We start from the raw sequence: 21,790 nt of genomic DNA on the forward strand, positions 1-21,790 counted from the left end.
GGATGGGTATCAGGTGGGCCTGCGCGCTGGCTGGAGTCCTCGCCGGGGGGCTGCTGGCCGGATGCGGGGCGGGGACGGGCTCGGGTTCGGGTTCGGGTTCGGGCTCGGAGGCGATGGCTGAGGCCGGGACGGGAGTCGGTGCCAAGCCGAGCGCGGCGCCCAGCGTGCTGGCGTCCGGGATGGGCACGGCGGCGGCGGACGGGGTCTTCCCCCGGAAGGTGACCCACTATCAGGGCACCAGCACCGTCCCCTCCCGGCCGCTGCGCGTGGCCGCGCTGAGCACCGGGCAGCTGGACGACCTGCTGACGCTCGGCGTGGTGCCGGTCGCGGCCACCAAGGCCGAGCAGGCCGGGCTGGTGCCGGGCTACCTGGCCAAGGCGTACCCGGGGGACGCGGCGGCACTGGCCCGGACGGCCGACGTCGGCAGCCGCACCTCGCCCAACCTGGAGGCGCTGGCGCACGCCCACCCCGACCTGATCCTGGTCAACAGCACGCTGGCGAAGCTCTATCCGCAGCTCTCGAAGATCGCGCCGACGGTGGTCACCAAGGGCACCGGGATCTACTGGAAGCAGGACTTCCAGCTGGTCGGGGCGGCCGTCGGCAAGGAGCGTCAGGCGCAGCGCGTCCTCGCCGACTACGGCCGGGAGGCGGCCGCCGACGGACGCCGGGCCGGGGAAGAGGGGACCGCGCTGTCGATGGTCCGGTTCACCTCCGGGCGGGCCCGGGTCTACGGGGTCTCCTCCTTCACCGGGTCGATCGCCGTCGACATGGGTCTCGGGCGCCCGGCGTCCCAGCGGTTCCGGGAGACCTCCCAGGACATCGGCGACGAGCAGCTCAACCGGGCCGACGGCGACTGGATCTTCTACTCCGAGCTGGGCGGCGCCCCGTCCCCGGCGCTGTGGCAGTCGCTCAAGGGCGTCCAGGCCGGCCACGCGGTGAAGGTCGACGACGACGCCTGGTACCTCAACGCCGGCCCGACCGCCGCCCGCGAGGTCGCCGCGGAGATCGCCCAGCGGGTGGGAGGAGCCGCCGGCTGACGGGGCCGTCCACGGCATCGCCTGGTACATAGGGCTGCGCGGGCGGGCCCGCGGCGCGATGATGCGGGGGTGGACGCGGGAATCGCAGCGCTCGCCGGCGCCGGGATCGGCACCGCCGGCACGCTGGCCGCCGCCTACCTCACCCGGCAGGGCCAGAGCCGCGGCCAGCGGCAGCAGTTCCGCCGCGAGGCGTACCGCGGCTTCGGCGGATCGCTCGTCCAACTGGTCACCCGCCTGACCACCTTCGTCGGCGCCGCGCCGACGCTGCCGGAGGGCGAACGCGCAAGCAGGCTGGGCGAGATCGACGAGCTGTGGCGGGCGACGGTCGAGCAGTGGGGGCCGCTCGGCGTCGAGGGACCGGCCCGGGTCCACTACCTAAGCCTCCGCGTGATGTCCCGCCTGGAGAAGGTGAACCGCGAGACGGCCCTCTGGGCCGCGAGCGGCCTGGACGAGGAACGCGGCCGCCGGCTCGCCGAAGACCTCCGCCAGACCCTCCCCGAGGTCAACAGGTTCCTGCGAAGAGCCTCCCGCGTCCTGTACGGCAGCGGCGAACTCCCGTTGCTCCACAGGCACCGGGGCAGGGACCTGATCCGCGGCGGATGGACCTGGGGCGCCGTGAACGTCAGCGACGACGGGCCCGACTGAGACCACAGCCGAGACCGGAAATGCCGATGCCCCGTCCGGTGAAGACGGGGCATCGGCATCGGTACTGCTGAGAGCGGTAGCGGTGGGATTCGAACCCACGGTGGAGTTGCCCCCACACACGCTTTCGAGGCGTGCTCCTTTGGCCGCTCGGACACGCTACCGGGGGAGAGCCTACCCGAAGGGGGTGCTCAGTCCCAAAACGGTTCCCGGGGGTCGGGGTGCTGGTCGCGGCGGTCGTCGAAGAAGGCTGTCAGCTGGGCCGCGCAGTCCTCGGCGAGGACGCCGTGGACCACCTCGGGGCGGTGGTTGAGGCGGCGGTCGCGGATCACGTCCCAGAGCGATCCGGCCGCGCCGGCCTTCTCGTCCACGGCGCCGTAGACCACCCGCCGGAGGCGGGAGAGGACGATGGCGCCCGCGCACATGGTGCACGGCTCCAGGGTGACCACCAGCGTGCAGCCGGACAGCCGCCACTCCCCCACCCGCTCGGCCGCCTGGCGGATGGCCAGCACCTCGGCGTGGGCGGTGGGGTCGCCGACCGCCTCGCGCTCGTTGTGGCCGCGGCCGATCAGCTCGCCGTCCGGACCGTAGACCAGCGCGCCGACCGGCACGTCGCCGGTGGCCGGGGCCAGGGCGGCCTCGGCCATGGCGGCGCGCATGGGCTCCCGCCAGCGGTCCCGCACCGGGTCGGGGCGGGGGTGGTGCTGGGCGGGGGCGGCGGTCACCGGTTCGTGCATACCCCCCAGTCTGGGGGGTGCTCTGCCGTTCGGGTCGTCAGGTTGCTCAGCGGACGGCTTCCAGGACCTCTCCGCAGCCCAGCGCGTCGGCGATCTCGGCCAGGGCCTCGCCCGGGCCGGCGCTCTCCGCGCTGAGGTCCATCAGGGTCTTGGCGTCCACCCCGAAGTCGATCAGTACGCCGGCGTCGCCAAGCGGCCCGGCCGGAACGGCGTCGTCGTCGGCGTAGTCGTCGGCTTCGGTGTCTTCGGGGTCGTCGTCCTCGTCGTCGGATTCGAGCCGGTCCGGGGCTTCGGCCTGGGCCTCGGCCTCGTCCAACTCGGCGACCAGGTGGTCGAGTTCGTCGAGCCCGTCGCCGGACTCGCGGCCCAGCAGTTCGTCGGTGAGGATGATCTCCCCGTACGCGCTGCGCGCGGCCGCGCTGCCGTCCGAGACGAAGATCCGCGGGTCCTCCTCGCCGTCCACCCGGACGACCGCGAACCACGCGTCCTCCTGCTCGATGAAGACCAGCACCGTGTCCCCGTCGCCGGCCGACTCGCCCGCCTCCCGGGCGAGGTCTGCCAGGTCGGAGAGGGTTTCGATGTCGTCAAGCTCCGTTTCGCTCACGTCCCACCCGTCCTCGGTGCGAGCGAGCAATGCAGCGAAGTACGCCACCAGGACTCTCCCAGGGTCTCAGCTCTTTGCGGACCGGCGGGGTGACCGCCGCAGGCGGAGGCATCGCCCCCAACCGCATCGTGACAGAAAGCGCCGCGTTACGGGGGCTGTTCGCGCGCGCGTCCTGGCTGGTCGTGTCGTGGCTCACGCGGAAGCGGATTAGGTTCCTCCGGTTGGCCCCGGCCGGGGCCGGGCTCGCTTTCGGTCGGCGTTCGGCGTCGCGTACTGTCTCGACATGCGGATTCACGTCGTCGACCACCCCCTGGTCGCGCACAAGCTGAGCACCCTGCGCGACGAGCGCACCGACTCGCCGACCTTCCGGCGGCTCGCCGACGAGCTGGTGACCCTGCTGGCCTACGAGGCCACCCGGGATGTGCGCACCGAGACCGTGGAGATCACCACGCCGGTGGCGGTCACCCAAGGCGTGCGGCTGAGCCACCCGCGCCCGCTGGTGGTGCCGATCCTGCGGGCCGGGCTCGGCATGCTGGACGGGATGACCCGGCTGCTGCCGACCGCCGAGGTCGGCTTCCTCGGCATGGTGCGGAACGAGGAGACCCTGCAGGCCGAGACGTACGCCTCGCGGATGCCGGAGGACCTGTCGGGCCGTCAGGTGTATGTGGTGGATCCGATGCTGGCGACCGGGGGGACGCTGGTCGCGGCGATCAGGCTGCTGATCGAGCGAGGCGCGGACGACGTCACGGCGCTGTGCCTGCTGGCGGCGCCGGAGGGGGTGGCCCGGATGGAGAAGGATTTGGCCAGGCAGCCGGTGACGGTGGTGACGGCGGCGGTCGACGACCACCTCAACGAGCACGGGTACATCGTTCCCGGCCTGGGCGACGCCGGCGACCGGCTGTACGGCACGGCGGGGGACTAGCGGTCGCGCCGCAGGCGCGAGCCAGGGGCGCGGGGAACCGCGCGGCCGACGCGCGACGGCGCCGCGGCCGGCGACGACTACTGGGTCGCAACCCAGGCACCGTTGTCGACTGCGGCGCCGTTGCACGCGGGCCGCGCGGTTCCCCGCGCCCCTTGCTCGCGCCTGCGGCGCTCCGTTCGGGCCGCGGATCGGGGGATCAGCGGATCAGCGGATCAGCAGTGCGACGGGCTGGCGCTGGCCGCCGGGTGCGGGTGGGCGGCCGCGGCCAGCGCCGCGGAGGCCTGCTGGGGGGTGGCCAGCGCCTTGAAGCCGGTGCCGATGACCAGGTCGACGGCGGCGTCGGTGCGCGAGTCGGTGGTCGCCTTGGCGCCCGGGACCTCGGTGCCGACCACCGTGGCGACCTGGTCGCTGGACGGTCCGCCGATCACCTGCGCCGAGCCCGTGACCTTGTTCTCCAGCGCGGCCGGCGCGTTCCCGATCTTGCCGATCTTGAACCCGCGCTGCTTCAGCTGCGCGGCCGTCTGGGCGGCCAGACCCGGGCGGTTGGTCGAGTTCAGCACGTTGACGGTGATCGCGGACGGCGCCGGCAGCCCCGCCTGCGGAGCCGCGGAGGCGCTCGCCGAGGCGGCGTCGGCCGCGCTCGCGGTCGCCGCCCGGGCGGCCGCCCTGCCGTTGCCCGCGCAGCCCACCGCCGCGTTGGCGGTGGGCTTGCCGCCGAAGACGCCGATCAGCTGAACGGTCCCCCAGCCGAGCACGCCCGCCACCACGACGGCCGCGACCACCGCGAGCAGCTTCCGGCGCTTGTTCGGCCGATGCAGCCTGGGGTACGCGTTGCCCGTGATCCGGTACTGCTTGCCCTGCATGCCCGGGGGCGTCAGCATGCTCACCGTGGTCGCCTCCTCGTTGGGCGGGGATGCCTGGGGATTGCCAGGGGATTGGCTGCTACCACGAGACTAGTGCCGGGCCCGGACGGTGGGAACTAATAGATCATCATATGGGCGACCAGGACACCCGAATGGGCGCCTGCGCCGTATCGGGCCGTCTCGTAAAGCGACCTGACGGGTGCTCAGCGCACCCCTGCCGCCTCACTCGTCGAGTTCCGCCGCCTCGCCCCCACCGCCGACGATCTCCTTGCCGTCCTCGTCGAGTTCGAGCACCCGCGCGTGGAGGACCTGGCGCTGCTGGAGCGCGGCTCTCACCGCCCGGTGGAGACCGTCCTCGAGGTAGAGGTCGCCCCGCCACTTGACCACATGGGCGAAGAGGTCGCCGTAGAACGTGGAGTCCTCGGCGAGCAGCGTCTCCAGATCCAGCTGGCCCTTCGTGGTGACCAACTGGTCCAGGCGTACCGGGCGGGGAGCGACGTCCGCCCACTGGCGGGTGCTCGCCCGGCCGTGATCGGGGTACGGCCGTCCATTGCCGATGCGCTTGAAGATCACACGGAAAGCCTACCGGTCCCCGGGGCCGCCCTGCAGCAGGGCATGGGAGGCGCGGGGGCCGCCGGCGCGCGCCGGGGCCGGTCGAAGTCGGTGGCCGAGGTAATCGAAAAAGCGCCTGAAAAGACGTTGCTTCGATTTGCTCCGATCATCAGATCGAACAGTTCCGGTCGGTCCTTCACCGGAACGAATTCAGTGTGCCAGAGCGGGATTTGGGCCCGCTGCGTCCTGAGTACTGTGAAGCGCTCCAAGTCCCACAAGGGGCCCGGTCAACTTGATCAAGTGCACACCGGAGGCTCGGTGTCAGTCACCACACGCATGACGACTATCAGAGACCTGCGCGGCCCCGCCGGCCACGCGAAGAAAGGCCCGCCGAGAAAACACGGCCGGTTGTGGAATACCGTGATCGCCCCGCGGACAATCCGCGCCAAGCTGTTCCGGATCCTGGTCCTCGCGCTGGCCCTGGTGCTCGCTCTGCTGGGCAGCGCGGTCGCCACCCAGATCTCCACCTACCGCGAAGCGGCCGACACGGTGTACCAGACCAAGCTCCTGGTCACCCTGCAGAGTTTTGTTCATGAGGAGCAGAAGGAGCGCGGCCTCACCGACGCGCTGATCGCGGGGACCACCGCCCAGTGGCCGAACGAGATGGCCGAACGCAAGCTCTCCGCCCAGACCGCGAGCGCGGTCCACGCGCTGGTGAAGGGCCGGCACGACGCAGCCTCCAACCAGGCGAGGGCCGGACTCGATTCGATGCTCGCCGGGCTGGTCGGGATCCGTCAGGCGGTGGACAACGGCCACGGCGACCTTCTCAAGAACTACTGGTTCTTCACCGACAACAACACCAAGCTGACCCACTTCACCTTCGGCCTCGAAAACGCCTCCGACCCCGAGCTGCGCAACCACATCCAGGCGCTGCTGACGCTGGGCAACGGCAAGGAGGCCATGGGCGAGCAGCGGGCCCTGATGACGGGTTCGCTGCCGCAGCAGCATTTCGTCTACGACTGGTACACCCAGTACGTCACCGACCTGGGCACCCGCGAGGCGAACATCAAGGCGCTGCCGCTGTGGACCACGCCCAGGGAGCAGTCCGCCGTCGACGCCGTGTGGACGACGGACCACGCCAAGCGGGTCCTCGGCTGGGAGCAGATGGCGATCCGCCAGGGCGGCAGGCTCGACCCCACGGTCATCCCGCCCACCCAGTGGTACACCGGCATGACCCAGACCATCAACGACCTCCGTACCGTCCAGGTCGCGTACGGCGACGACGTCATCGCCCGGGCCGAGCAGCTGCAGGCCGACGCCGAGCAGCAGGTGGTGCTCTTCAGCCTGCTGGCGCTGGCCGCGGTCGCGATCCTCGGCGGCCTCTCCGTCGGCGCCGCCCGCTCCATCTCGGGCCCGCTGGGCGTCCTCGCCCGCAAGGCCGACCGCACCGCCACCGAGACGCTGCCCGAGGCCGTCAACCGGGTCCAGGAGACCGGCGGTGCGCAGGAGGCCCCCGAGCCGCTGCGGATCCCCGAGCACTCCGGGCACGAGGTCCGGCTGGTCGCCGAGGCCTTCGACAAGGTGCAGCGGGTCGCCTTCGACCTCGCCACCGAGCAGACGGTGCTGCGCAAGAACGCCACCGAGTCGCTGGTCAACCTCGGCCGCCGGAACCAGAACCTGGTCCGCCGCCAGATCGGCTTCATCAACAAGCTGGAGCACGAGGACGCCGACCCGCAGCAGCTGGCCAACCTCTTCGAGCTGGACCACCTGGCCACCCGCATGCGGCGGAACGCCGAATCGCTGCTGGTGCTCGCCGGCGAGGCCAGCCCGCGCCCCTGGGCGCAGCCGCTGACCGTCACCGACGTGATCCGGGCGGCGCTCTCCGAGGTCGAGGAGTACCGGCGGGTGACCCTCCGCCGGATCGACCAGATCAAGGTGAACGGCTCGGTGGTGGCCGAGGTCGCGCACCTGCTGGCGGAGCTGGTGGAGAACGCCCTCAGCTTCTCCCCGCCGGACTCGGATGTGGAGATCGAGGGCCGGCGCACCAGCAACGGCTACCTGATCGCCATCGTCGACCACGGCCTGGGGATGAGCCCCGAGGCGATCGCCGAGGCCAACGTCCGGCTCTCCGGTTCGGCCAGCTTCATGGCCGAGCCCACCAAGTTCCTCGGCCACTACGTGGTCGGCTCGCTGGCCAAGCGGCACAGCATCGACGTCCGCCTCGGCGAGGCACCGGCGGCCGGTGTGGTCGCCCGCGTGCTGCTGCCGGCCGCCCTGCTGGCCGAGAGCATGCCCGGGCATGGGGCGCCGGCCAACATGCTGACCTCCTCGGGGTCGGCCGCGACCCGGTCCGGTGACCGGAGTGAGGAGCGGGCGGTGGAGGAGGTGCACGTCCAGCGGACCGACCGCGGCACGGAGCTGCCCGTGGACGACGCTCCGGAACTCCAGCGGGAGATCGACACCGGGGCACTGCCGGAGATCCGCAGCGGCGAGATGGTCGGCCAGCGGATCGGCGAACTGGAGGCGGCGGCTCCGGTCGAGGAGCTCCGCGGCCCGGTCTCCGGCGGCGGCGCGTACGGCGCCGGCGCGGCCAGGATTCCCGGGGCGCGCAGCGCCTCCGGGGCGCGTACCAGGAACGGTCTGGTCAAGCGGCCGCGGCGGAGTGCCATCTCGGCGGCGGTCAACGAGACCTCCGGCCGCTGGCAGGCCGGGGAGGAGCGCACGCCCGAGCGCTCCCCGGAGGAGGTCAAGGCGATGCTCTCCGCGCTGCGCTCGGCGCACGACCGGGGCGCGCGCACCACCAGCAGCACTGGCAGCAGCACTGGCAGCAACAGCAACAGCAGCAGCACCACCGGTGAGGGAGGTGTCTCGTGACCGTCGACATGCACGCGGACTCGCAGACGTTCAACTGGTTGATCGGCAACTTCGTCAGAAGCACGGACGGAGTGCGGGACGCGGTCGCGGTCTCCTCGGACGGACTGCTGATCGCCGTCTCCGAGGGGCTCGGCAGGACCGACGCGGACCATCTGGCCGCGGTCGTCTCCGGGCTCGCCTCGCTGGCCCGCAGCGCCTCCCGGCGGTACGACTTCGACGGGATGAAGCTGCTGATGATCGAGATGCAGCGGGGCTTCCTGATGGTCTCGGCCATCCGGGACGGCAGCTGCATCGGCGTCCTCGCCGACTCCACCGCCGACCTCGGCCTGGTGGGGTACGAGATGGCGGTGCTGGCCGAGCGGGCCGGCGATCTGCTCACCCCGCAGCTCATCTCCGACCTGAGGCAGGCGCTTCCGCGATGAGCCCGGTCGAGCGCGAGCAGGACGAGGGGGCGCCGGACGACTCGCTGTTCGTCCGGCCGTTCATCATGACCGGCGGCCGGGTCCGGCCCGTCCAGGACGGGCTGCGTCTCGAGACGCTGGTGACCGCGGCGCCCGGTTCACTCTTCGCGCCGCTGGAGTTCGAGAGGCGGCGGATCGTCACCTTCTGCCAGACGCCGCAGTCCGTGGCCGAGGTCGCCGGCGGCATCGGGGTGCCCCTCGGGGTGGCCAAGGTGCTCATCGCCGACCTGGTGGTGGCCGAGCTGCTGACCGTCCATCAGGCCGAGGAGCTGCCACTCCACGTGATCGAGAGGATCAGGGACCATGTCCGGTCGCTCTGACCACAGGAACGGCGCGGGCGGCGCTTCCGCCGCCGGCCCGCAGGAAGTCCCACTGGCCGCGAAGATCGTGGTCAGCGGGGGGCTGGGGGTGGGCAAGACCACCTTCGTGGGCGCGATCTCCGAGATCGAGCCGCTGGATACGGAGGCCGCGATCACCGAGGTGTCGGTGGGCGTGGACTCGCTGGACGGGGTGGACGGCAAGACCACCACGACCGTGGCACTGGACTTCGGGCGGATCACCCTCGATCCGACGCTGGTGCTGTACCTGTTCGGGACGCCCGGGCAGGACCGCTTCTCCTTCCTCTGGGACGACCTGGTGGAAGGCGCGCTGGGCACGGTCGTGCTGGCGGACACCCGCCGGATCGAGGACTCCTTCCCGGCGGTGGACTACTTCGAGGAGCGGTCGGCGCCGTTCGTCCTGGCGGTCAACCACTTCGACGGCGCCCAGCAGTTCGACCTCGAGGAGGTGCGGGAGGCGCTGGGCCTCTCGGACGACGTTCCGGTGGTGTACTGCGACGCCCGGAACCGGTCCTCGGTGCGCGATGTGCTGGTCGCGCTGATGGACCGGGTCATCCAGCGGCATGTCGAGACGCGGGGCGCGGCCGGCGCGATGGCGCGCTAGGCCCGGCCCGGTGGGAGGCCGGGGCGCTTCCGGGGTTCCGCCCCGGAGGCGTCCCGGCCTCCTTTCCTCTGCCCTGCTCAGCCCCGTTCTCCCGAGGGGTTACCGTCGTCCGGGCGCCGCCGCGCCCGTACCGGCTGTTCGGCGGCCGTTTGACGGCACCGAGCGGGAAGGCGAGAAGAGGAACCCATGGAGCTTCTGCTGCTGTCCAACTCCACCCAGCACGGGCGCGGCTATCTGGAGCACGTGCTCGACACCGTGGCCGGCTTCGTCGGCGGATCCGGCAGCCGGCTGGCGTTCGTGCCGTACGCGCTGGCCGACCACGACGGCTACACCGACCGGGTGCGGGCGGCGCTGGAGCCGGTCGGGATCAGTGTGCGCGGGGTGCACGAGGGGGCCGATCCGGTGGCCGAACTCGCGGCGGCGGACGCGGTGTTCGTGGGCGGCGGCAACTCCTTCCGGCTGCTCGGCGCGCTCTACCGGACGGGGCTGCGGGATGCGCTGCGCGCGGCGGTGCGGGACGGGCTGCGGTACATGGGCGCCAGCGCGGGGACCAACATGGCGGCGCCGACCCTGCGCACCACCAACGACATGCCGATCGTCCAGCCGCCCTCGTTCGAGGCGCTGGGCTTCGTGCCATTCCAGATCAACCCGCACTACCTGGACCCGGACCCGTCCTCCACCCACAAGGGGGAGACCAGGGAGGTGCGGCTGACCGAGTTCCTCGAGGAGAACGACGTCCCGGTGCTGGGGCTGCGCGAGGGCGCCTGGCTGCGGGTCTCGGACGGTCGCGCGGTCGTGGACGGCGTACCGGAGGGCGCCCGGCCCGGCCGGCTGTTCCGCCGGGGGGCGGAGCCGGCGGAGCTGGCCGCCGGCACGGACCTCTCCGAACTGCTCGCCGCCCAGCCGAGGTTCGACTGCCCCGGGTACTGAGCGGTACCGGCCGCCTCCGGCCGGATTGGATCCAAAACCTTGACAGTGCACCGGCGTCGGCCGTTGGATTGGATCCAATCGCCGGACGGCACACCGCGCGGCACACCGCACTGCGAGGGGACACCACGACGTGACGCTGATCGTTTCCAAGCAAGGCCACATCGGCTGGCTCACGCTCAACCGGCCGGAGCGCAAGAACTCCTTCACCTTCGACATGCTCGACGAATGGGCCGCCGCCTACCGCGAGTTCGAGCGGGACGAGGACATCAGGGCGGTGGTGCTCACCGGCGCGGGCGACGCCTTCTGCGCCGGCGCCGACCTCAGCGGCCTGGACGGCGGCGGGGAGCGCACCCCGCTGCAGAACCGCAAGCTGATGACGGATCAGGTACACCAGGTGATCCGGGCCGTGGAGGACCTCAACAAGCCGCTGATCGCCGGGATCAACGGAGCCGCCGTCGGCGCCGGCCTGGACATGGCGCTGATGTGCGACTACCGGATCGCCACCGACACCGTCCGGCTCTCCGAGGGCTACGTCCGGGTCGGCCTGGTGCCCGGGGACGGCGGGGCGTACTTCCTTCCCCGGATCGTGGGCCGCTCGCGTGCCCTGCGGCTGCTCTGGACCGGCGAGTTCGTCGAGGCCGGACGGGCGCTGGAGTGGGGCCTGGTGGACGAGGTGCTGCCGGTGGACGGGTTCCGGCCCCGGCTGGAGGAGTTCGCCGGGCAGCTCGCGGCGATGCCCCCGGTCTCCGTCCAGCTGATCAAGCGGGCGGTGCGGCACGGGGAGAACGGCGACCTGCGGGCCTCCCTCGACCTGATCGCCTCCCATCAGGCGGTGGTGCAGTCCACCGCCGACTCCAAGGAGGCGCTGGCCGCCTTCCAGGAGCGCCGCAAGCCGACCTTCGAGGGACGGTGAGCGGCGTGCCGGGCGCGCTGCTCGACCATGTCCTGCGGCCGCGGTCGGTGGCCGTGGTCGGCGCCTCGCCGCGGGCGCGGCTGACCGGGGCGCTGATCGCCAACCTCACCTCGGCCGGGGCCGAGGGGCCGGCCGTCCACCTGGTCAACCCGCGCTACGACCGGATCGGCGAACGGCCCTGCCACGCCACGGTCGCGGAGATCGGGGCGGCCGTCGACCTGGCGCTGGTGATGGTCCCGGCGCGGGGCGTCCCGGAGGTGCTGCGGGACTGCGCGGCCGCCGGCGTGCCGGCCGCCGTCGTCCTCTCCTCCGGATTCGCGGAGACCCGGCGGGAGGCGGGCGCCCTCCTCCAGCGGGAGGTGGACGAGCTGGCCGCGGCCACCGGGCTGCGGGTGATCGGCCCCAACTGCCAGGGCGTGATGTACACGCCGGCCGGACTCTACGGGGCCTTCAGCCGGTCGGTGACCGACCTGGCCGAGGCCGGCTCGGGCCGCAGGCAGGACGGTTCCGGCCTCGCCTACGTCGGGCAGAGCGGGGCGCTCGGTGGCTCGTTCCTCTCCCTGGCCTCCGGTCGGCACACCCCCCTGACCGCCTGGCTGTCCGTCGGCAACCAGTGCGACGTCACGGTCGCCGAGGTGGTCGAGGGCCTGGTCGAGGACGACCGGGTGCGGGTGATCGCGGCCTACCTGGAGCGGATACCCGAGGGGCGTACCTGGCGGCGGGCGGTGGCGGCCGCGGCGGCCGCCGGGAAGCGGGTCGTGGTGCTGCGGGCCGGGCGCTCCGAGGCGGGGAGGGCCGCGGCGGCGGCCCACACCGGCTCGATGATCGGCGGGGCCGGCGCCTTCGACGCGGTCAACCGGGCGGCCGGGGTGGTCGCCGTCGAGGACTTCGGCGAACTGGTCGAGCGGGCGGTGGCGCTGACCGCGCGGCGGACCGTGCCCGGGCCGCGGATCGGCGTGGTCACCACCTCCGGCGGGGCCGGCATCCTGACCGCCGACTGGATCGAGCGGCACGGTCTGCGGGCCGCCCGGCTCGCCGACCGGACGGTGGAGCGACTCTCGCAGCTGATCCCGGACTTCGGGCACGCCCGCAATCCGGTGGACGTCACCGCCGAGGTGCTCGGCAATCGGGAGCAGTTCGGCCGGACCTGCCGGGTGGTCGCCGACGACCCCGGGGTCGACCTCACCCTGGTGGTGGTCACCGGGATCCGCGGGGCCGACGCGGTGGACCTGGCCGAGCGGATGACCACGGAACTGGCCGGCCGTCCCGCGGCCGTCGTCTGGCTGTACGGGGCGGAGGAGACGGCGGAGGCCCGGGCGGCCCTGGTGCGGGCCGGCATCCCGGTCTTCGACTCGCCGTCGGCGGCGACGGGTTGGGCGGCCGCGGCGGTGACGGGCGCCGGCGCCGATGCCGGCCCCGGTCCCGCCCCGCCCCCGACGCCGACGGGCCGGCCCAGGAGGCCGGGACGGAGGCGGCGGTGGCCGCCGTGCTCCGCGCGGCCGGGCCGGACGGGACGATCGGTGAGGCGGAGGGGCGGGAGGTACTGGAGGCGCTGGGCATCGCCACCCCGCGCACCGTGGTCATCACGCGCCCCGAGGACGCGCCACGAGCCGTCGCGGAGGTCGGCGGGACCGCCGTGCTGAAGGGACGGGCGCCGGGCCTCACCCACAAGAGCGATATCGGCGCGGTCGCCCTCGGCGTCCGGCCGGCCGGCGCCGAGCGCGCGTTCCAGCGGATCGCCGAGCGGATCGCCGCCTGGGACGCGGACGCGGCCCGGGAGGCCGCGGTGCTGGCCCAGACCCAGGTCGCCGAGGGGCTGGAACTGCTGCTGTCCGTACGGCGGGCGGAGGACGGCTACCCGCCGCTGGTCAGCGTCGCCCTCGGCGGGACCCGCACCGAGATCTGGCAGGACATCCGCACGGCCGTCTGCCCGCTGGACCCCGCCGGGGCCCGGGCGCTGCTGGACGGTCTGCGGTTCCGCCGGCTGCTGCACGGATTCCGCGACGAGCCGGCGGTGGACGTGGACGCGGTGGTCGACGCCCTGGTGGGGGTCTCCCGGCTGGCCGTGGCCCTGGACGGCCGGCTCGACCTGGAGGTCAACCCGCTGATCGTCCACCCGGAGGGAAAGGGCGCGACCGCGGTCGACCTGGTCGCCGCGCTCGCCGGACCGCAGGCTGAGGGGAGCGGCTGTGAGTGAGGAACTGCGGCACCGCGTACGGGAGTTGCTGGCGGAGTGGGACTTCGTCCCGCGGGCCGACTGCTGGGCGGGGCCGGCCGACCCGGAGTTCAGCCGCGAGCTGGGCCGACGCGGGCTGCTCGCCGTCAACTGGCCCACGGAGGTCGGCGGAGGCGGTGGCTCGTACACCGACCGGCTCGCCGTCACCGAGGAGCTGCTGCGCGCCGGGGCGCCGGTCAGCGGGCACTGGATCGGCGAGCGGCAGATCGGCCCGGCGCTGATCGCCCACGGGACGCCCGAGCTCCAGCAGGAGTTCTGCCCCCGGCTGGCCCGCGCCGAGATCACCTTCGCGCTGGGGATGAGCGAGCCGGACGCCGGCTCGGACCTCGCCTCCGTCCGCACCTTCGCCGCCCGTACCGCCGACGGCGACTGGCTGGTCAACGGCCGGAAGATCTGGACCTCCGGCGCCCACCGGGCCAGCCACCTCTACCTGCTGGCCCGCACCGGCAGGGAGGAGGACCGGCACGAGGGGATCACCGAGTTCCTCCTCGACATGGACAGCCCCGGGATCACCGTCCACCCGATCCTGGACTTCGCCGGCGAGCACCACTTCAACGAGGTCGTGCTGGAGGACGTCCGGGTGCCGGCCGGCCGGGTGCTCGGCCGGGTCGGCGAGGGCTGGCGCCAGGTGGTCGGCCAGCTGTCCTACGAGCGCGGCGGCCCCGAGCGCTTCCTCTCCATGTACCCGCTGCTGGCCGCGGTCGTCCGGGCCGGGCTGCCGGACGACCAGGCCCGTCGCGAACTGCGGGAGCTGATGGGCAGGTTGACCGCGCTCAGGGCACTGGCCCGGAGCAACGCCGAGGAGATGGACGCCGGCCGCGGACCGGTCTACCAGGCGGCGGTCAGCAAGTACCTGGGCAACCGCTTCGAGCTGGACGTGGTGGAGTGGGCGCGGCCGATGATGGCGCGGGCCGACGCGGCGGTCCGCGAGCTCTTCCGGCAGTGCGTGGTGGCCGCCCCGGCCTCCGGAATCCGCGGCGGAGCGGCGCAGATCCTGCTGTCCATCATCGCGAAGGGAGAGCGGCGATGAACGACTTCGACCGGACCCTGTACGCAACGGTGCTGGAGGTGGTCGCGGACTGGCCGCCCCCGGCCCCCGGGACCGACGTCTCGGCCGCGCCGGACTTCCCCGGGCACTGGGCCACCGCCGTCCGGCTGGGCTGGACCGGCGTCCTGGACGGCGCCGATCTGGCCGCGGAGCCGGACCCCGACCTGATCGACTCGGCGGTGGGGGCCGTGGAGGCGCTGGGCCGCGCCGGGGTGCCGCTGCCGGTGCGGCAGACGCTGGTCGCCCGGTACGCGGCGGGCGACCGGGCGCCGGAGGAGAGCCGGGGCCCGGACGGCGTCCTGGTCCATCCGACGGCGTACGGGGTGTGGGCCCCCGGCGCGACCGGCCTGGACCTGGCCGGGCGGCCGTGCGCGGTCGGCGCGGGCGGCGCGGGCGGCGACCCGGCCGAGGACGACACCCCGCGCACCGGGGAGCTGGCCCGGCTGCTGCTCCTGGCGGAGCTCCTCGGGGCGGCCGACGGGGCGATCCGGGAGGCCCGGCGGTACGTCGAGGAGCGGGTGCAGTTCGGCCGTCCGCTGATCCGGATCCCGGCGGTGCGGACCAGCCTCGGCGAGGCGGCGGTCGCCCACCGCGGGATGGCCGCGGCGGTACGCGAGGCGCAGCGGAGGTTCCGGGTGCCCGCGGCGGTGGACGGAGCGGACCGGTCGCTGCGGTTCGCTCTGACCGGGGCCCGGGCGGTGGCCGCCGAGGCCGTCGGGCGGATCGCGGCCGTCGCCCACCAGCTGCACGGCGCCATGGGGATCACCGGCGAGGCCGGCCTCCACCGCAGGACCACCCTGCTGTGGGCCGGGCGGGACGAGGGCCTGGTCGGCCGCGACTGGGGACTGGCCGAGCTGCCGGACGCGGAGGAGGAGCTCTGGGACCTCACCGCGCCGGTGGGGTGAGCGGCCTGAGTAGGCTCTGACCGCTATGACGTCGGTGGACCTGGTGGTCGAGGAGGTCCGGGCGCTGCTCGCGGAAGGCGGGCTGCGGCCGGGCCAGCCGGTGCGCCAGGAACTGCTGGCGGACCGGCTGGGGCTGAGCCGGCAGCCGGTCCGCGAGGCGCTCCAGTCGCTGGCCTCGGACGGGCTGCTGGAGTACCGGCGGAACGCCGGCTACGCGATCCGCGAGCTGAGCTGGTCCGAGCTGAGCCAGGCGTACCGGCTGCGCGAGCTGATCGAGACCGAGGTGCTGGAGTCGCTGCCGCGGTTCGGGGACGCCGAGGTGGAGCGGCTGCGGGAGATCAACCGGCGGCTGGCGGCGGCGGACGCGGCGGGGGAGCTGCGCGCGGTGTCCACGCTGAACCACGAGTTCCACTTCCGGGTCTTCGCGGCGGCGGGCCTCGGCCTGCTGACTGCCGAGCTGGAGCGGGTGTGGTTCCTCACCCAGGCGTACCGGGCGGTGTACGTGTCCGATCCGGACACGGTGCGGCGGATCGTGGCCGAGCACGACGCGATCGTGGACGCGCTGGCGTCCGGGGACCACGCGGCGCTGCCCGGCCTCCACGCCCGGCACCGCGCCGGCACGCTGGAGTGCGTCCGGGCGCGCCTGACCTTTCCGCCGGCGGACGCCTGAGGGCTCCGCCCCGGATGCGGCGCCGCCAGGCGCGAATCGGGGGCGCGGGGAACTGCGCGCCCAGCGCGGAACGGCGGTTCGTCCGGCGGCGGACACCGGGTTGCAACCCGGTAGGCGTTGCCGAGTGCGCGCCGTGGACGGCCGGCCGCGCAGTTCCCCGCCCCCGAGGCGCGCCCGGCGGCGCTGCCTCCGGGGGGCGTGCTCGGGGTGCGCGGCGCGGCCCAGCCGCCTAGTTTGGGGACATGACCGCGTTGGAGACCATCGGGTTCTCGCTGCTGGTTCTCGCCTTCGTCGCCGGCATCGTCGCCTGCGTCGTCCTGCCGCCGTTCAAGAAGCGGTGAGGTTGGCCAGCAGCATGTCCACCCGCGGGGAGCTGAGGGAGTAGCGGACGACCCGGCCCTCCTTCTCCGCGCGGACCGCGCCCGCCGCGCGGAGCAGCCGCAGCGCCTGCGAGACCGCCGTGTCGCTGATGCCGGTCGCGAGGGCGAGGTCGGAGACCGCGATCGGCCCCGCGCTCCGCACCGCGAGCAGCAGCGAGAGCCGGCCCGGATCGGCCAGCAGGCCGAACAGCTCGGACCAGGCGCGCACCCCGGCCGGGTCGCCGATCCCGGCGATTGCCTCGCACACCGTGTGCTCATCGATCGCGCGCCGGTGGGCGCGCTCGGCGGGAACCAGATGCATGGCCCCCATCCTGCCCCGCCGGCCTCCCCCGCCTCTGCACATCTGCACATCTGTGCAGGCTTGTAGCTCATGCCCGGCCCCGGATACCGTGGGCGCGCCGTGGTGCTCGGGAAGACCGGTGGAAGACCGGAGCGGCCCTCGCCACTGTGATCGGGAAGTCGACGTGCCGTCAGCGAGTCCTCGTCGGAGGACGGTTGGGTCACGGGAGCCCGGGGGCATCACCCCCGGACACCTGGAAGGCCAGGCGCGAACGACGTCAGCACCCGTAAGCCAGGAGACCGGCCACGGCACGCGATAACCCATCCACGAGGTGCTGGAGAGGCTGCCATGGCTACCGGTATGCCTGCGTCGACGCAGGCGCAGAAGCAGCAGAAGAAGAGTTCGGCCGTCCCCCGCCGCACCCGCGCGGACTGGCTGCGGACCGGGGGGCTGCTGGCCGTCATCCTCGCCCTCCACCTGCTGGCCTTCGGCCTGCTGCTCCTGGTGGTGGCGCCACGCCGGCACACCGTGGGGAACCAGGTGTTCGGGGTCGGGCTCGGGATCACCGCGTACACCCTCGGCATGCGGCACGCCTTCGACGCGGACCACATCGCCGCCATCGACAACACCACCCGCAAGCTGATGGCGGACGGCAAGCGGCCGGTCTCGGTCGGCTTCTGGTTCGCCCTCGGCCACTCCAGCGTGGTCGTCCTGCTGGCGCTGCTGATCGCCACCGGCACCCGGGCCGTGGGCACCCTCACCGGGACCGGCGCCGGCCAGGGCTCGGGCGCCCACCGGGTGCTGGAGCTCGTCGGCACCTGCGTCTCCGGCGGCTTCCTCTATCTCATCGCCGCACTCAACCTGGTCTCGCTGGCCGGGATCGCCCGGGTCTTCCGGGCCATGCGCTCCGGCGTCTTCGACGAGCGGGAGCTGGAGCGGCGGCTGGACGGCCGCGGGCTCCTCAACCGGGTCCTCGGCCGGCTGACCCGCTCGATCACCCGGCCGGGCCAGATGTACCCGGTGGGCCTCCTCTTCGGGATCGGCTTCGACACCGCGACCGAGGTGACCCTGATGGTGATGGCGGGCAGCGGCGCCGCCGCCGGGCTGCCCTGGTACGGCATCGTCTGCCTGCCGCTGCTCTTCGCCGCCGGGATGTCACTCTTCGACACTCTGGACGGCACCTTCATGAATTTCGCGTATGAATGGGCCTTCGCCAACCCGGTCCGCAAGGTCTACTACAACCTCACCATCACCGGGCTCTCGGTGGCGGTGGCGTTCCTGATCGGCACGGTGGAACTGGTGGGTGTGCTGCACCGGCAGCTGGGGCTCGCCGACCCGGTCAGCGGCTGGATCTCGGGCGTCGACCTGAACAACGTCGGCTTCGTGATCGCCGGCCTCTTCGTACTGGTGTGGGCGGGTGCGCTGGCCTACTGGAGGCTCGGCGGGGTGGAGCGCCGGTACACCGCGGGGGCGGGCGAGAAGCTCTGAGGAATCCGGCATAACGTGGAACTCGGCACACCGGAACCGGGTGCGCCGGGTGAACGTCACTCAAGAGTGGCACCGGTGGGGACGACGTGAACGTCCGGTACGGCTGGGTCGACCGGAACGGGCAGGACGCCCGGAACGACCGGGACGACCCGCACGACCGGGTGAGCGGGCCCGCCGGCGGCCGACGGGTACGGCGGATTCAGGGGAGAGCACGGGTGGCACGGGCAGGGTCAGGGTCACAGACGGTGGCGGAGTCGGGCGGCGCGGCGGCGCCGGGCGGCGAGAAGGAGCGGCGGGACGGCGGCGCACGCGGGCGGAGGGTCGTCCGGCGGACGACCGGGATGGCCGCGGTCGCCGCGCTGGCGCTGGTGGGCGCGAGCGCCTGCTCCTCCGGCGGCAGCGGCGGCAGCGCCAGTCAGCAGATGAAGGTCTCCGACGCGAAGATCTCGGTGGCGTTCAGCAAGGCCTCGGACGGCGGTGTGGCCACCGACAAGCCGGTGAAGCTGAACGTGACCGGCGGCACGCTGGCCTCCGTCACCGTCGCCGACTCCCAGGGCGACCCGGTGGCCGGCACGCTGAAGTCCGGGACCTGGACGCCGACCTCCCCGCTGGGCACGGGCGCCAAGTACGTGCTGCGGGCCAGTGCCACGTCCGGTTCCGGCACCAAGCCCAAGGTGGACCGGATCTCTTTCACCACCGAGTCCCCGGGCAGCGACAGCCAGATGCTGCTGGACTCGATCAGCCCCGCCAAGGACTCCGTGGTCGGCGTCGCGCAGCCGGTCTCGATCATCTTCTCCACCCCGGTCGCCGAGTCGGCCCGGGCCGCCATCGAGAAGCAGATCAAGATCACCACCTCGAACGGCACCACCGGGGCCTTCCACTGGTTCGGCGACAGCCGGGTGGACTGGCGGCCGCAGAACTACTGGCAGACCGGCACCAAGGTCACCGTGGCCGCCGACTTCAACGGCGTCTCGGACGGCAACGGGCGGCTGGGGATACACGACTACGTCCACCACTTCACCGTCGGCTCCGACGTGCGGGTGGTCGACGACATCAACTCCCACCAGATGAAGGTCTACAACGGCGGCAAGCTGGTGCGGACCATGGCCTCGGACGCCGGGCGGCCGGGGATGTCCACCTGGACCGGGACGATGGCGATCATCGACAAGCAGCCCACGGTGCACATGACCTCGTGCAGCGTCGGGATAGCGTGCTCGAAGAGCGACCCCAACTACTACGACCTGTCCCTGCCGTGGGACCTCCACCTGACGTACTCCGGTACGTACATCCACTACTCGACCGGCGACACCGACCCGGGCTCGGACAACAGCTCGCACGGCTGCATCCATCTCGCGCTGGCGGACGCCAAGTGGCTGTACGGCTACGTGAAGCCGGGGGATCCGGTCACGGTGAACGGGTCCGGTGACAAGGCGGCGGCGGACAACGGGTTCGCGGACTGGAACATGTCCTGGTCGCAGTGGAAGACGGGCTCGTCCGCGGCGTACAACGCGTAGCGGTCGGCCTTTCCCCGTGGCCCTTCCCGCACCGGTCACCACGCGGGAGGGGCGGCGACGCGGTCGTGCGTCGGCGGGTGCGGCTGCGTAGTCGGCGGGCCGCGCAGTTCCCCGCGCCCCTGATTCGCCTGGCCCTTCGGGCCGCGAATCCGGGGCGCCCCGCGATTTGCGAAGCAAATCAAGGGGCGCGGGAACTGCGCGGCCCGCCGCGAACGGCGCCGCACCCGCCGACGCGCGAGCGCGTCGCCGCCCGCGCAGGGCGCAGCCGCGGGCTACTCGTCGATCGCGAGCCGCTCCTTCGGCGTCGAGCGCTGAGCGCCGGCGCCGCTGCCGTCGCCGTTGCGGAGGTTGTTGCGGACCGAGTCCAGAATGGTCAGGCCCTGGCCGACCAGCCCGGCGGCGATCTCGCCGAGGCCGTCCGCCCCGTTCAGGACGTTGACGTTGGCTCCGGACAGACCCGCCGCCGCCTCCTTGACGATCATCGGCAGCTGGTCGATCAGCTTCTGGTCCAGCGCCACCCGGTCGTTGGACGCCGCCGCCTCGGCCTGGATCCGCATCCGCTCCGCGTCGGCCTTGGCCATCACCCGGATCCGCTCGGCCTCCGCCTCGGCCGGCTTGACCACCTCGGCGATCAGCTGCTGCTGACGCAGCAGCGCCTGCCGCTGGGCCAGTTCGGTCTGCGCGGCCAGCACCTCCTGCTGCGCGCTGGCCTGCGCCAGCGGGCCGGCCTGTGCGGCCCTGGCCTGCGCCTGGTCCACCTCGGCCTGGTACTGCGCCTGGACCACCGAGGTCTCGCGGGTGTACTCGGCCTGCTTGCGGGCCGCCGCCTGCTGCGCCTCGGCCGCCGCCCGGGAGGCCTCGGCCTGGGCGATCTGCGCCTGCCGCTGGATCGCGGCCCGGTGCGGGGCGGACATCGCGTCGATGTAGCCGGTCTTGCCGTCGTCGATGGACTGGATCTGCAGAGAGTCCACGATCAGGCCGATCTTGGCCATCTCCGCCTTCGATGTGTCCAGCACCTCGGTGGCCAGCTTCTGGCGCTCCGTCACGATCTCCTCGACCGTCATCGAGCCGATGATCGACCGCAGGTGGCCGGCGAAGATCCGGCCGGTCAGGATCGACATCTGGTCCTGGTCGGAGAGGAACCGCTGGCCGGCGTTGACGATGCTCTCGTCGTCGTTGCCCACCTTGAACGCGATCACCGCGCGGACGGTGAGCGCGATCCCCTGCCGGGTCACGCAGGTCTCGGCGACCTCTGCCTCGCACATCGCGAGGGTGAGGTAGCGGACCTTGCGGAAGACCGGCAGGACGAACTTGCCGTGCCCGGTGACCACCCGGAACGGTGCTCCCTGGAGCCCCCTCCGCCCCCCGGAGATCAGCATCGCCTGGTCGGGCGCGGGCACCCGGTAACCGAACATCTCGTCCCCTCATGTGACGTCGATGATGTGTGTCAGCCTCAGTTGAGCTGGTCCAGCGGGTCGGCCTCGGTGTCTGACCATGCGATGACGTCGACCTGTCGGGCCCCGCGCGAGTCGATGACCAGCACCTGGGCCCCTGGGGCCAGCGGTTCGGACGACCAGGCGATCAACGTCTCGGAGCCGCCCCGCACCCGGACCAGGACCTCGCCCGGACCGGCGTCGCCGCGGGTTCCCACGACCAGTACGCCGGTACAGCCGATGACGTCCTCGTCCCGTGCCACGGGCGCTCTCCCCCTCGTCTCCCTCTGGCGCGTGTCCACCTCTGTCGGCGGTCGGATCCGGCCTCGTCCGGAACCTGCCGCCTATCTTCCCGCCGA

The 21,790-nt window shown here is 73.0% G+C and carries 23 protein-coding genes, 1 tRNA gene and 1 riboswitch; of the genes, 16 read left to right on the forward strand and 8 right to left on the reverse strand.

The window, feature by feature from the left end; genetic code table 11:
• Window positions 1-2 precede the first annotated feature (2 nt).
• On the forward strand, window positions 3-1,037 hold the full coding sequence (locus BS73_RS20235) for an ABC transporter substrate-binding protein (RefSeq protein ID WP_037574498.1): 1,035 nt from the start codon (window positions 3-5) through the stop codon (window positions 1,035-1,037).
• Between the two features lie 69 nt (window positions 1,038-1,106).
• The gene (locus BS73_RS20240) at window positions 1,107-1,682 is read left to right on the forward strand and encodes a hypothetical protein (RefSeq protein ID WP_037574500.1); all 576 of its coding nucleotides are present in this window, start codon (window positions 1,107-1,109) and stop codon (window positions 1,680-1,682) included.
• A 74-nt stretch (window positions 1,683-1,756) separates the two neighbouring features.
• On the opposite strand, the gene BS73_RS20245 is transcribed toward BS73_RS20240, so the two are convergent.
• The 3 genes from BS73_RS20245 to BS73_RS20255 all read right to left on the reverse strand — a co-directional run bounded on the left by BS73_RS20245 (window position 1,757) and on the right by BS73_RS20255 (window position 3,020).
• Window positions 1,757-1,843, reverse strand: a tRNA-Ser gene (locus tag BS73_RS20245).
• A gap of 27 nt (window positions 1,844-1,870) precedes the next feature.
• On the reverse strand, window positions 1,871-2,416 hold the full coding sequence (gene tadA / locus BS73_RS20250; RefSeq protein WP_051940154.1) for a tRNA adenosine(34) deaminase TadA: 546 nt from the start codon (window positions 2,414-2,416) through the stop codon (window positions 1,871-1,873).
• Window positions 2,417-2,462: 46 nt separating this feature from the next.
• The gene (locus tag BS73_RS20255; protein ID WP_235215469.1) at window positions 2,463-3,020 is read right to left on the reverse strand and encodes a tRNA adenosine deaminase-associated protein; all 558 of its coding nucleotides are present in this window, start codon (window positions 3,018-3,020) and stop codon (window positions 2,463-2,465) included.
• Window positions 3,021-3,303: 283 nt separating this feature from the next.
• Between BS73_RS20255 and upp the strand changes: the two genes are divergently transcribed.
• Window positions 3,304-3,942, forward strand: a complete 639-nt coding sequence (gene upp, locus BS73_RS20260) for a uracil phosphoribosyltransferase (RefSeq protein ID WP_037574516.1) — start codon at window positions 3,304-3,306, stop codon at window positions 3,940-3,942.
• 212 nt (window positions 3,943-4,154) lie between these two features.
• Here the strand turns inward: upp and BS73_RS20265 are convergent, their stop codons facing one another.
• Together BS73_RS20265 and BS73_RS20270 are read right to left on the reverse strand one after the other, a co-directional pair.
• Window positions 4,155-4,823, reverse strand: coding sequence for a LytR C-terminal domain-containing protein (locus BS73_RS20265; RefSeq protein ID WP_322987313.1), 669 nt, complete (start codon window positions 4,821-4,823; stop codon window positions 4,155-4,157).
• A 204-nt stretch (window positions 4,824-5,027) separates the two neighbouring features.
• Window positions 5,028-5,378, reverse strand: coding sequence for a type II toxin-antitoxin system VapB family antitoxin (locus BS73_RS20270; protein WP_051940155.1), 351 nt, complete (start codon window positions 5,376-5,378; stop codon window positions 5,028-5,030).
• A 387-nt stretch (window positions 5,379-5,765) separates the two neighbouring features.
• On the opposite strand from BS73_RS20270, the gene BS73_RS20275 reads away from it, so the two are divergent.
• The 11 genes from BS73_RS20275 to BS73_RS20325 all read left to right on the forward strand — a co-directional run bounded on the left by BS73_RS20275 (window position 5,766) and on the right by BS73_RS20325 (window position 16,336).
• Complete coding sequence (locus BS73_RS20275) at window positions 5,766-8,231, forward strand: sensor histidine kinase (RefSeq protein WP_161789684.1); 2,466 nt, start codon at window positions 5,766-5,768, stop codon at window positions 8,229-8,231.
• Entirely contained in the window at window positions 8,228-8,653 is a 426-nt protein-coding gene (locus BS73_RS20280) for a roadblock/LC7 domain-containing protein (RefSeq protein WP_037574521.1), read from the forward strand. Before BS73_RS20275 ends, BS73_RS20280 begins: the two co-directional genes overlap by 4 nt.
• Complete coding sequence (locus BS73_RS20285) at window positions 8,650-9,012, forward strand: DUF742 domain-containing protein (protein WP_037574523.1); 363 nt, start codon at window positions 8,650-8,652, stop codon at window positions 9,010-9,012. The genes BS73_RS20280 and BS73_RS20285 overlap by 4 nt, the downstream gene beginning before the upstream one ends.
• Window positions 8,996-9,634: a GTP-binding protein gene (locus BS73_RS20290; protein ID WP_051940157.1), complete on the forward strand. Its 639-nt coding sequence runs from the start codon at window positions 8,996-8,998 to the stop codon at window positions 9,632-9,634. Before BS73_RS20285 ends, BS73_RS20290 begins: the two co-directional genes overlap by 17 nt.
• 186 nt (window positions 9,635-9,820) lie before the next feature.
• Window positions 9,821-10,564 carry a dipeptidase PepE gene (pepE, locus tag BS73_RS20295; RefSeq protein WP_037574525.1) on the forward strand — a complete coding sequence of 248 codons (744 nt, stop codon included), beginning with the start codon at window positions 9,821-9,823 and terminating at the stop codon, window positions 10,562-10,564.
• 130 nt (window positions 10,565-10,694) lie between these two features.
• Window positions 10,695-11,477, forward strand: a complete 783-nt coding sequence (locus tag BS73_RS20300; protein WP_037574526.1) for an enoyl-CoA hydratase/isomerase family protein — start codon at window positions 10,695-10,697, stop codon at window positions 11,475-11,477.
• The gene (locus tag BS73_RS20305; RefSeq protein ID WP_037574528.1) at window positions 11,474-13,120 is read left to right on the forward strand and encodes a CoA-binding protein; all 1,647 of its coding nucleotides are present in this window, start codon (window positions 11,474-11,476) and stop codon (window positions 13,118-13,120) included. Before BS73_RS20300 ends, BS73_RS20305 begins: the two co-directional genes overlap by 4 nt.
• On the forward strand, window positions 13,036-13,674 hold the full coding sequence (locus BS73_RS36385; protein WP_235215703.1) for an acetate--CoA ligase family protein: 639 nt from the start codon (window positions 13,036-13,038) through the stop codon (window positions 13,672-13,674). Before BS73_RS20305 ends, BS73_RS36385 begins: the two co-directional genes overlap by 85 nt.
• Window positions 13,667-14,743 carry an acyl-CoA dehydrogenase family protein gene (locus BS73_RS20315; RefSeq protein WP_037574532.1) on the forward strand — a complete coding sequence of 359 codons (1,077 nt, stop codon included), beginning with the start codon at window positions 13,667-13,669 and terminating at the stop codon, window positions 14,741-14,743. The genes BS73_RS36385 and BS73_RS20315 overlap by 8 nt, the downstream gene beginning before the upstream one ends.
• On the forward strand, window positions 14,740-15,666 hold the full coding sequence (locus tag BS73_RS34880) for an acyl-CoA dehydrogenase family protein (RefSeq protein WP_051940159.1): 927 nt from the start codon (window positions 14,740-14,742) through the stop codon (window positions 15,664-15,666). The genes BS73_RS20315 and BS73_RS34880 overlap by 4 nt, the downstream gene beginning before the upstream one ends.
• A gap of 25 nt (window positions 15,667-15,691) precedes the next feature.
• On the forward strand, window positions 15,692-16,336 hold the full coding sequence (locus BS73_RS20325) for a GntR family transcriptional regulator (RefSeq protein WP_051940160.1): 645 nt from the start codon (window positions 15,692-15,694) through the stop codon (window positions 16,334-16,336).
• Window positions 16,337-16,663: 327 nt separating this feature from the next.
• Here the strand turns inward: BS73_RS20325 and BS73_RS20330 are convergent, their stop codons facing one another.
• The gene (locus BS73_RS20330; protein WP_037574534.1) at window positions 16,664-17,017 is read right to left on the reverse strand and encodes an ArsR/SmtB family transcription factor; all 354 of its coding nucleotides are present in this window, start codon (window positions 17,015-17,017) and stop codon (window positions 16,664-16,666) included.
• Between the two features lie 83 nt (window positions 17,018-17,100).
• A riboswitch (cobalamin riboswitch) is annotated at window positions 17,101-17,318 on the forward strand.
• A 26-nt stretch (window positions 17,319-17,344) separates the two neighbouring features.
• Here BS73_RS20330 and nicT point away from each other — a divergent pair.
• On the forward strand, window positions 17,345-18,484 hold the full coding sequence (gene nicT / locus BS73_RS20335; RefSeq protein WP_084704221.1) for a Nickel transporter NicT: 1,140 nt from the start codon (window positions 17,345-17,347) through the stop codon (window positions 18,482-18,484).
• A 245-nt stretch (window positions 18,485-18,729) separates the two neighbouring features.
• Window positions 18,730-19,998 (forward strand): L,D-transpeptidase, encoded by a 1,269-nt coding sequence (locus BS73_RS36390; protein WP_051940161.1) that lies wholly within the window; start codon window positions 18,730-18,732, stop codon window positions 19,996-19,998.
• A 272-nt stretch (window positions 19,999-20,270) separates the two neighbouring features.
• Here the strand turns inward: BS73_RS36390 and BS73_RS20345 are convergent, their stop codons facing one another.
• Together BS73_RS20345 and BS73_RS20350 are read right to left on the reverse strand one after the other, a co-directional pair.
• On the reverse strand, window positions 20,271-21,413 hold the full coding sequence (locus tag BS73_RS20345) for an SPFH domain-containing protein (RefSeq protein ID WP_037574537.1): 1,143 nt from the start codon (window positions 21,411-21,413) through the stop codon (window positions 20,271-20,273).
• Between the two features lie 38 nt (window positions 21,414-21,451).
• Complete coding sequence (locus BS73_RS20350) at window positions 21,452-21,694, reverse strand: hypothetical protein (protein WP_037574539.1); 243 nt, start codon at window positions 21,692-21,694, stop codon at window positions 21,452-21,454.
• Window positions 21,695-21,790: the final 96 nt, after the last annotated feature.

It is taken from the genome of Phaeacidiphilus oryzae TH49 (assembly GCF_000744815.1).
Classification (GTDB): Bacteria; Actinomycetota; Actinomycetes; order Streptomycetales; family Streptomycetaceae; genus Phaeacidiphilus; species Phaeacidiphilus oryzae.

What these genes read in the sequence shown, in the direction of transcription:
- nicT (WP_084704221.1), top strand. Translation starts at nt 17,345, where the DNA reads ATGGCTACCGGTATGCCTGCGTCGACGCAGGCGCAGAAGCAGCAGAAG.
- BS73_RS20290 (WP_051940157.1), top strand. Translation starts at nt 8,996, where the DNA reads ATGTCCGGTCGCTCTGACCACAGGAACGGCGCGGGCGGCGCTTCCGCC.
- BS73_RS20265 (WP_322987313.1), bottom strand. Translation starts at nt 4,823, where the DNA reads ATGCTGACGCCCCCGGGCATGCAGGGCAAGCAGTACCGGATCACGGGC.
- pepE (WP_037574525.1), top strand. Translation starts at nt 9,821, where the DNA reads ATGGAGCTTCTGCTGCTGTCCAACTCCACCCAGCACGGGCGCGGCTAT.
- BS73_RS20235 (WP_037574498.1), top strand. Translation starts at nt 3, where the DNA reads ATGGGTATCAGGTGGGCCTGCGCGCTGGCTGGAGTCCTCGCCGGGGGG.
- tadA (WP_051940154.1), bottom strand. Translation starts at nt 2,416, where the DNA reads ATGCACGAACCGGTGACCGCCGCCCCCGCCCAGCACCACCCCCGCCCC.
- BS73_RS34880 (WP_051940159.1), top strand. Translation starts at nt 14,740, where the DNA reads ATGAACGACTTCGACCGGACCCTGTACGCAACGGTGCTGGAGGTGGTC.
- BS73_RS20285 (WP_037574523.1), top strand. Translation starts at nt 8,650, where the DNA reads ATGAGCCCGGTCGAGCGCGAGCAGGACGAGGGGGCGCCGGACGACTCG.
- BS73_RS20345 (WP_037574537.1), bottom strand. Translation starts at nt 21,413, where the DNA reads ATGTTCGGTTACCGGGTGCCCGCGCCCGACCAGGCGATGCTGATCTCC.
- upp (WP_037574516.1), top strand. Translation starts at nt 3,304, where the DNA reads ATGCGGATTCACGTCGTCGACCACCCCCTGGTCGCGCACAAGCTGAGC.
- BS73_RS20325 (WP_051940160.1), top strand. Translation starts at nt 15,692, where the DNA reads ATGACGTCGGTGGACCTGGTGGTCGAGGAGGTCCGGGCGCTGCTCGCG.
- BS73_RS20330 (WP_037574534.1), bottom strand. Translation starts at nt 17,017, where the DNA reads ATGCATCTGGTTCCCGCCGAGCGCGCCCACCGGCGCGCGATCGATGAG.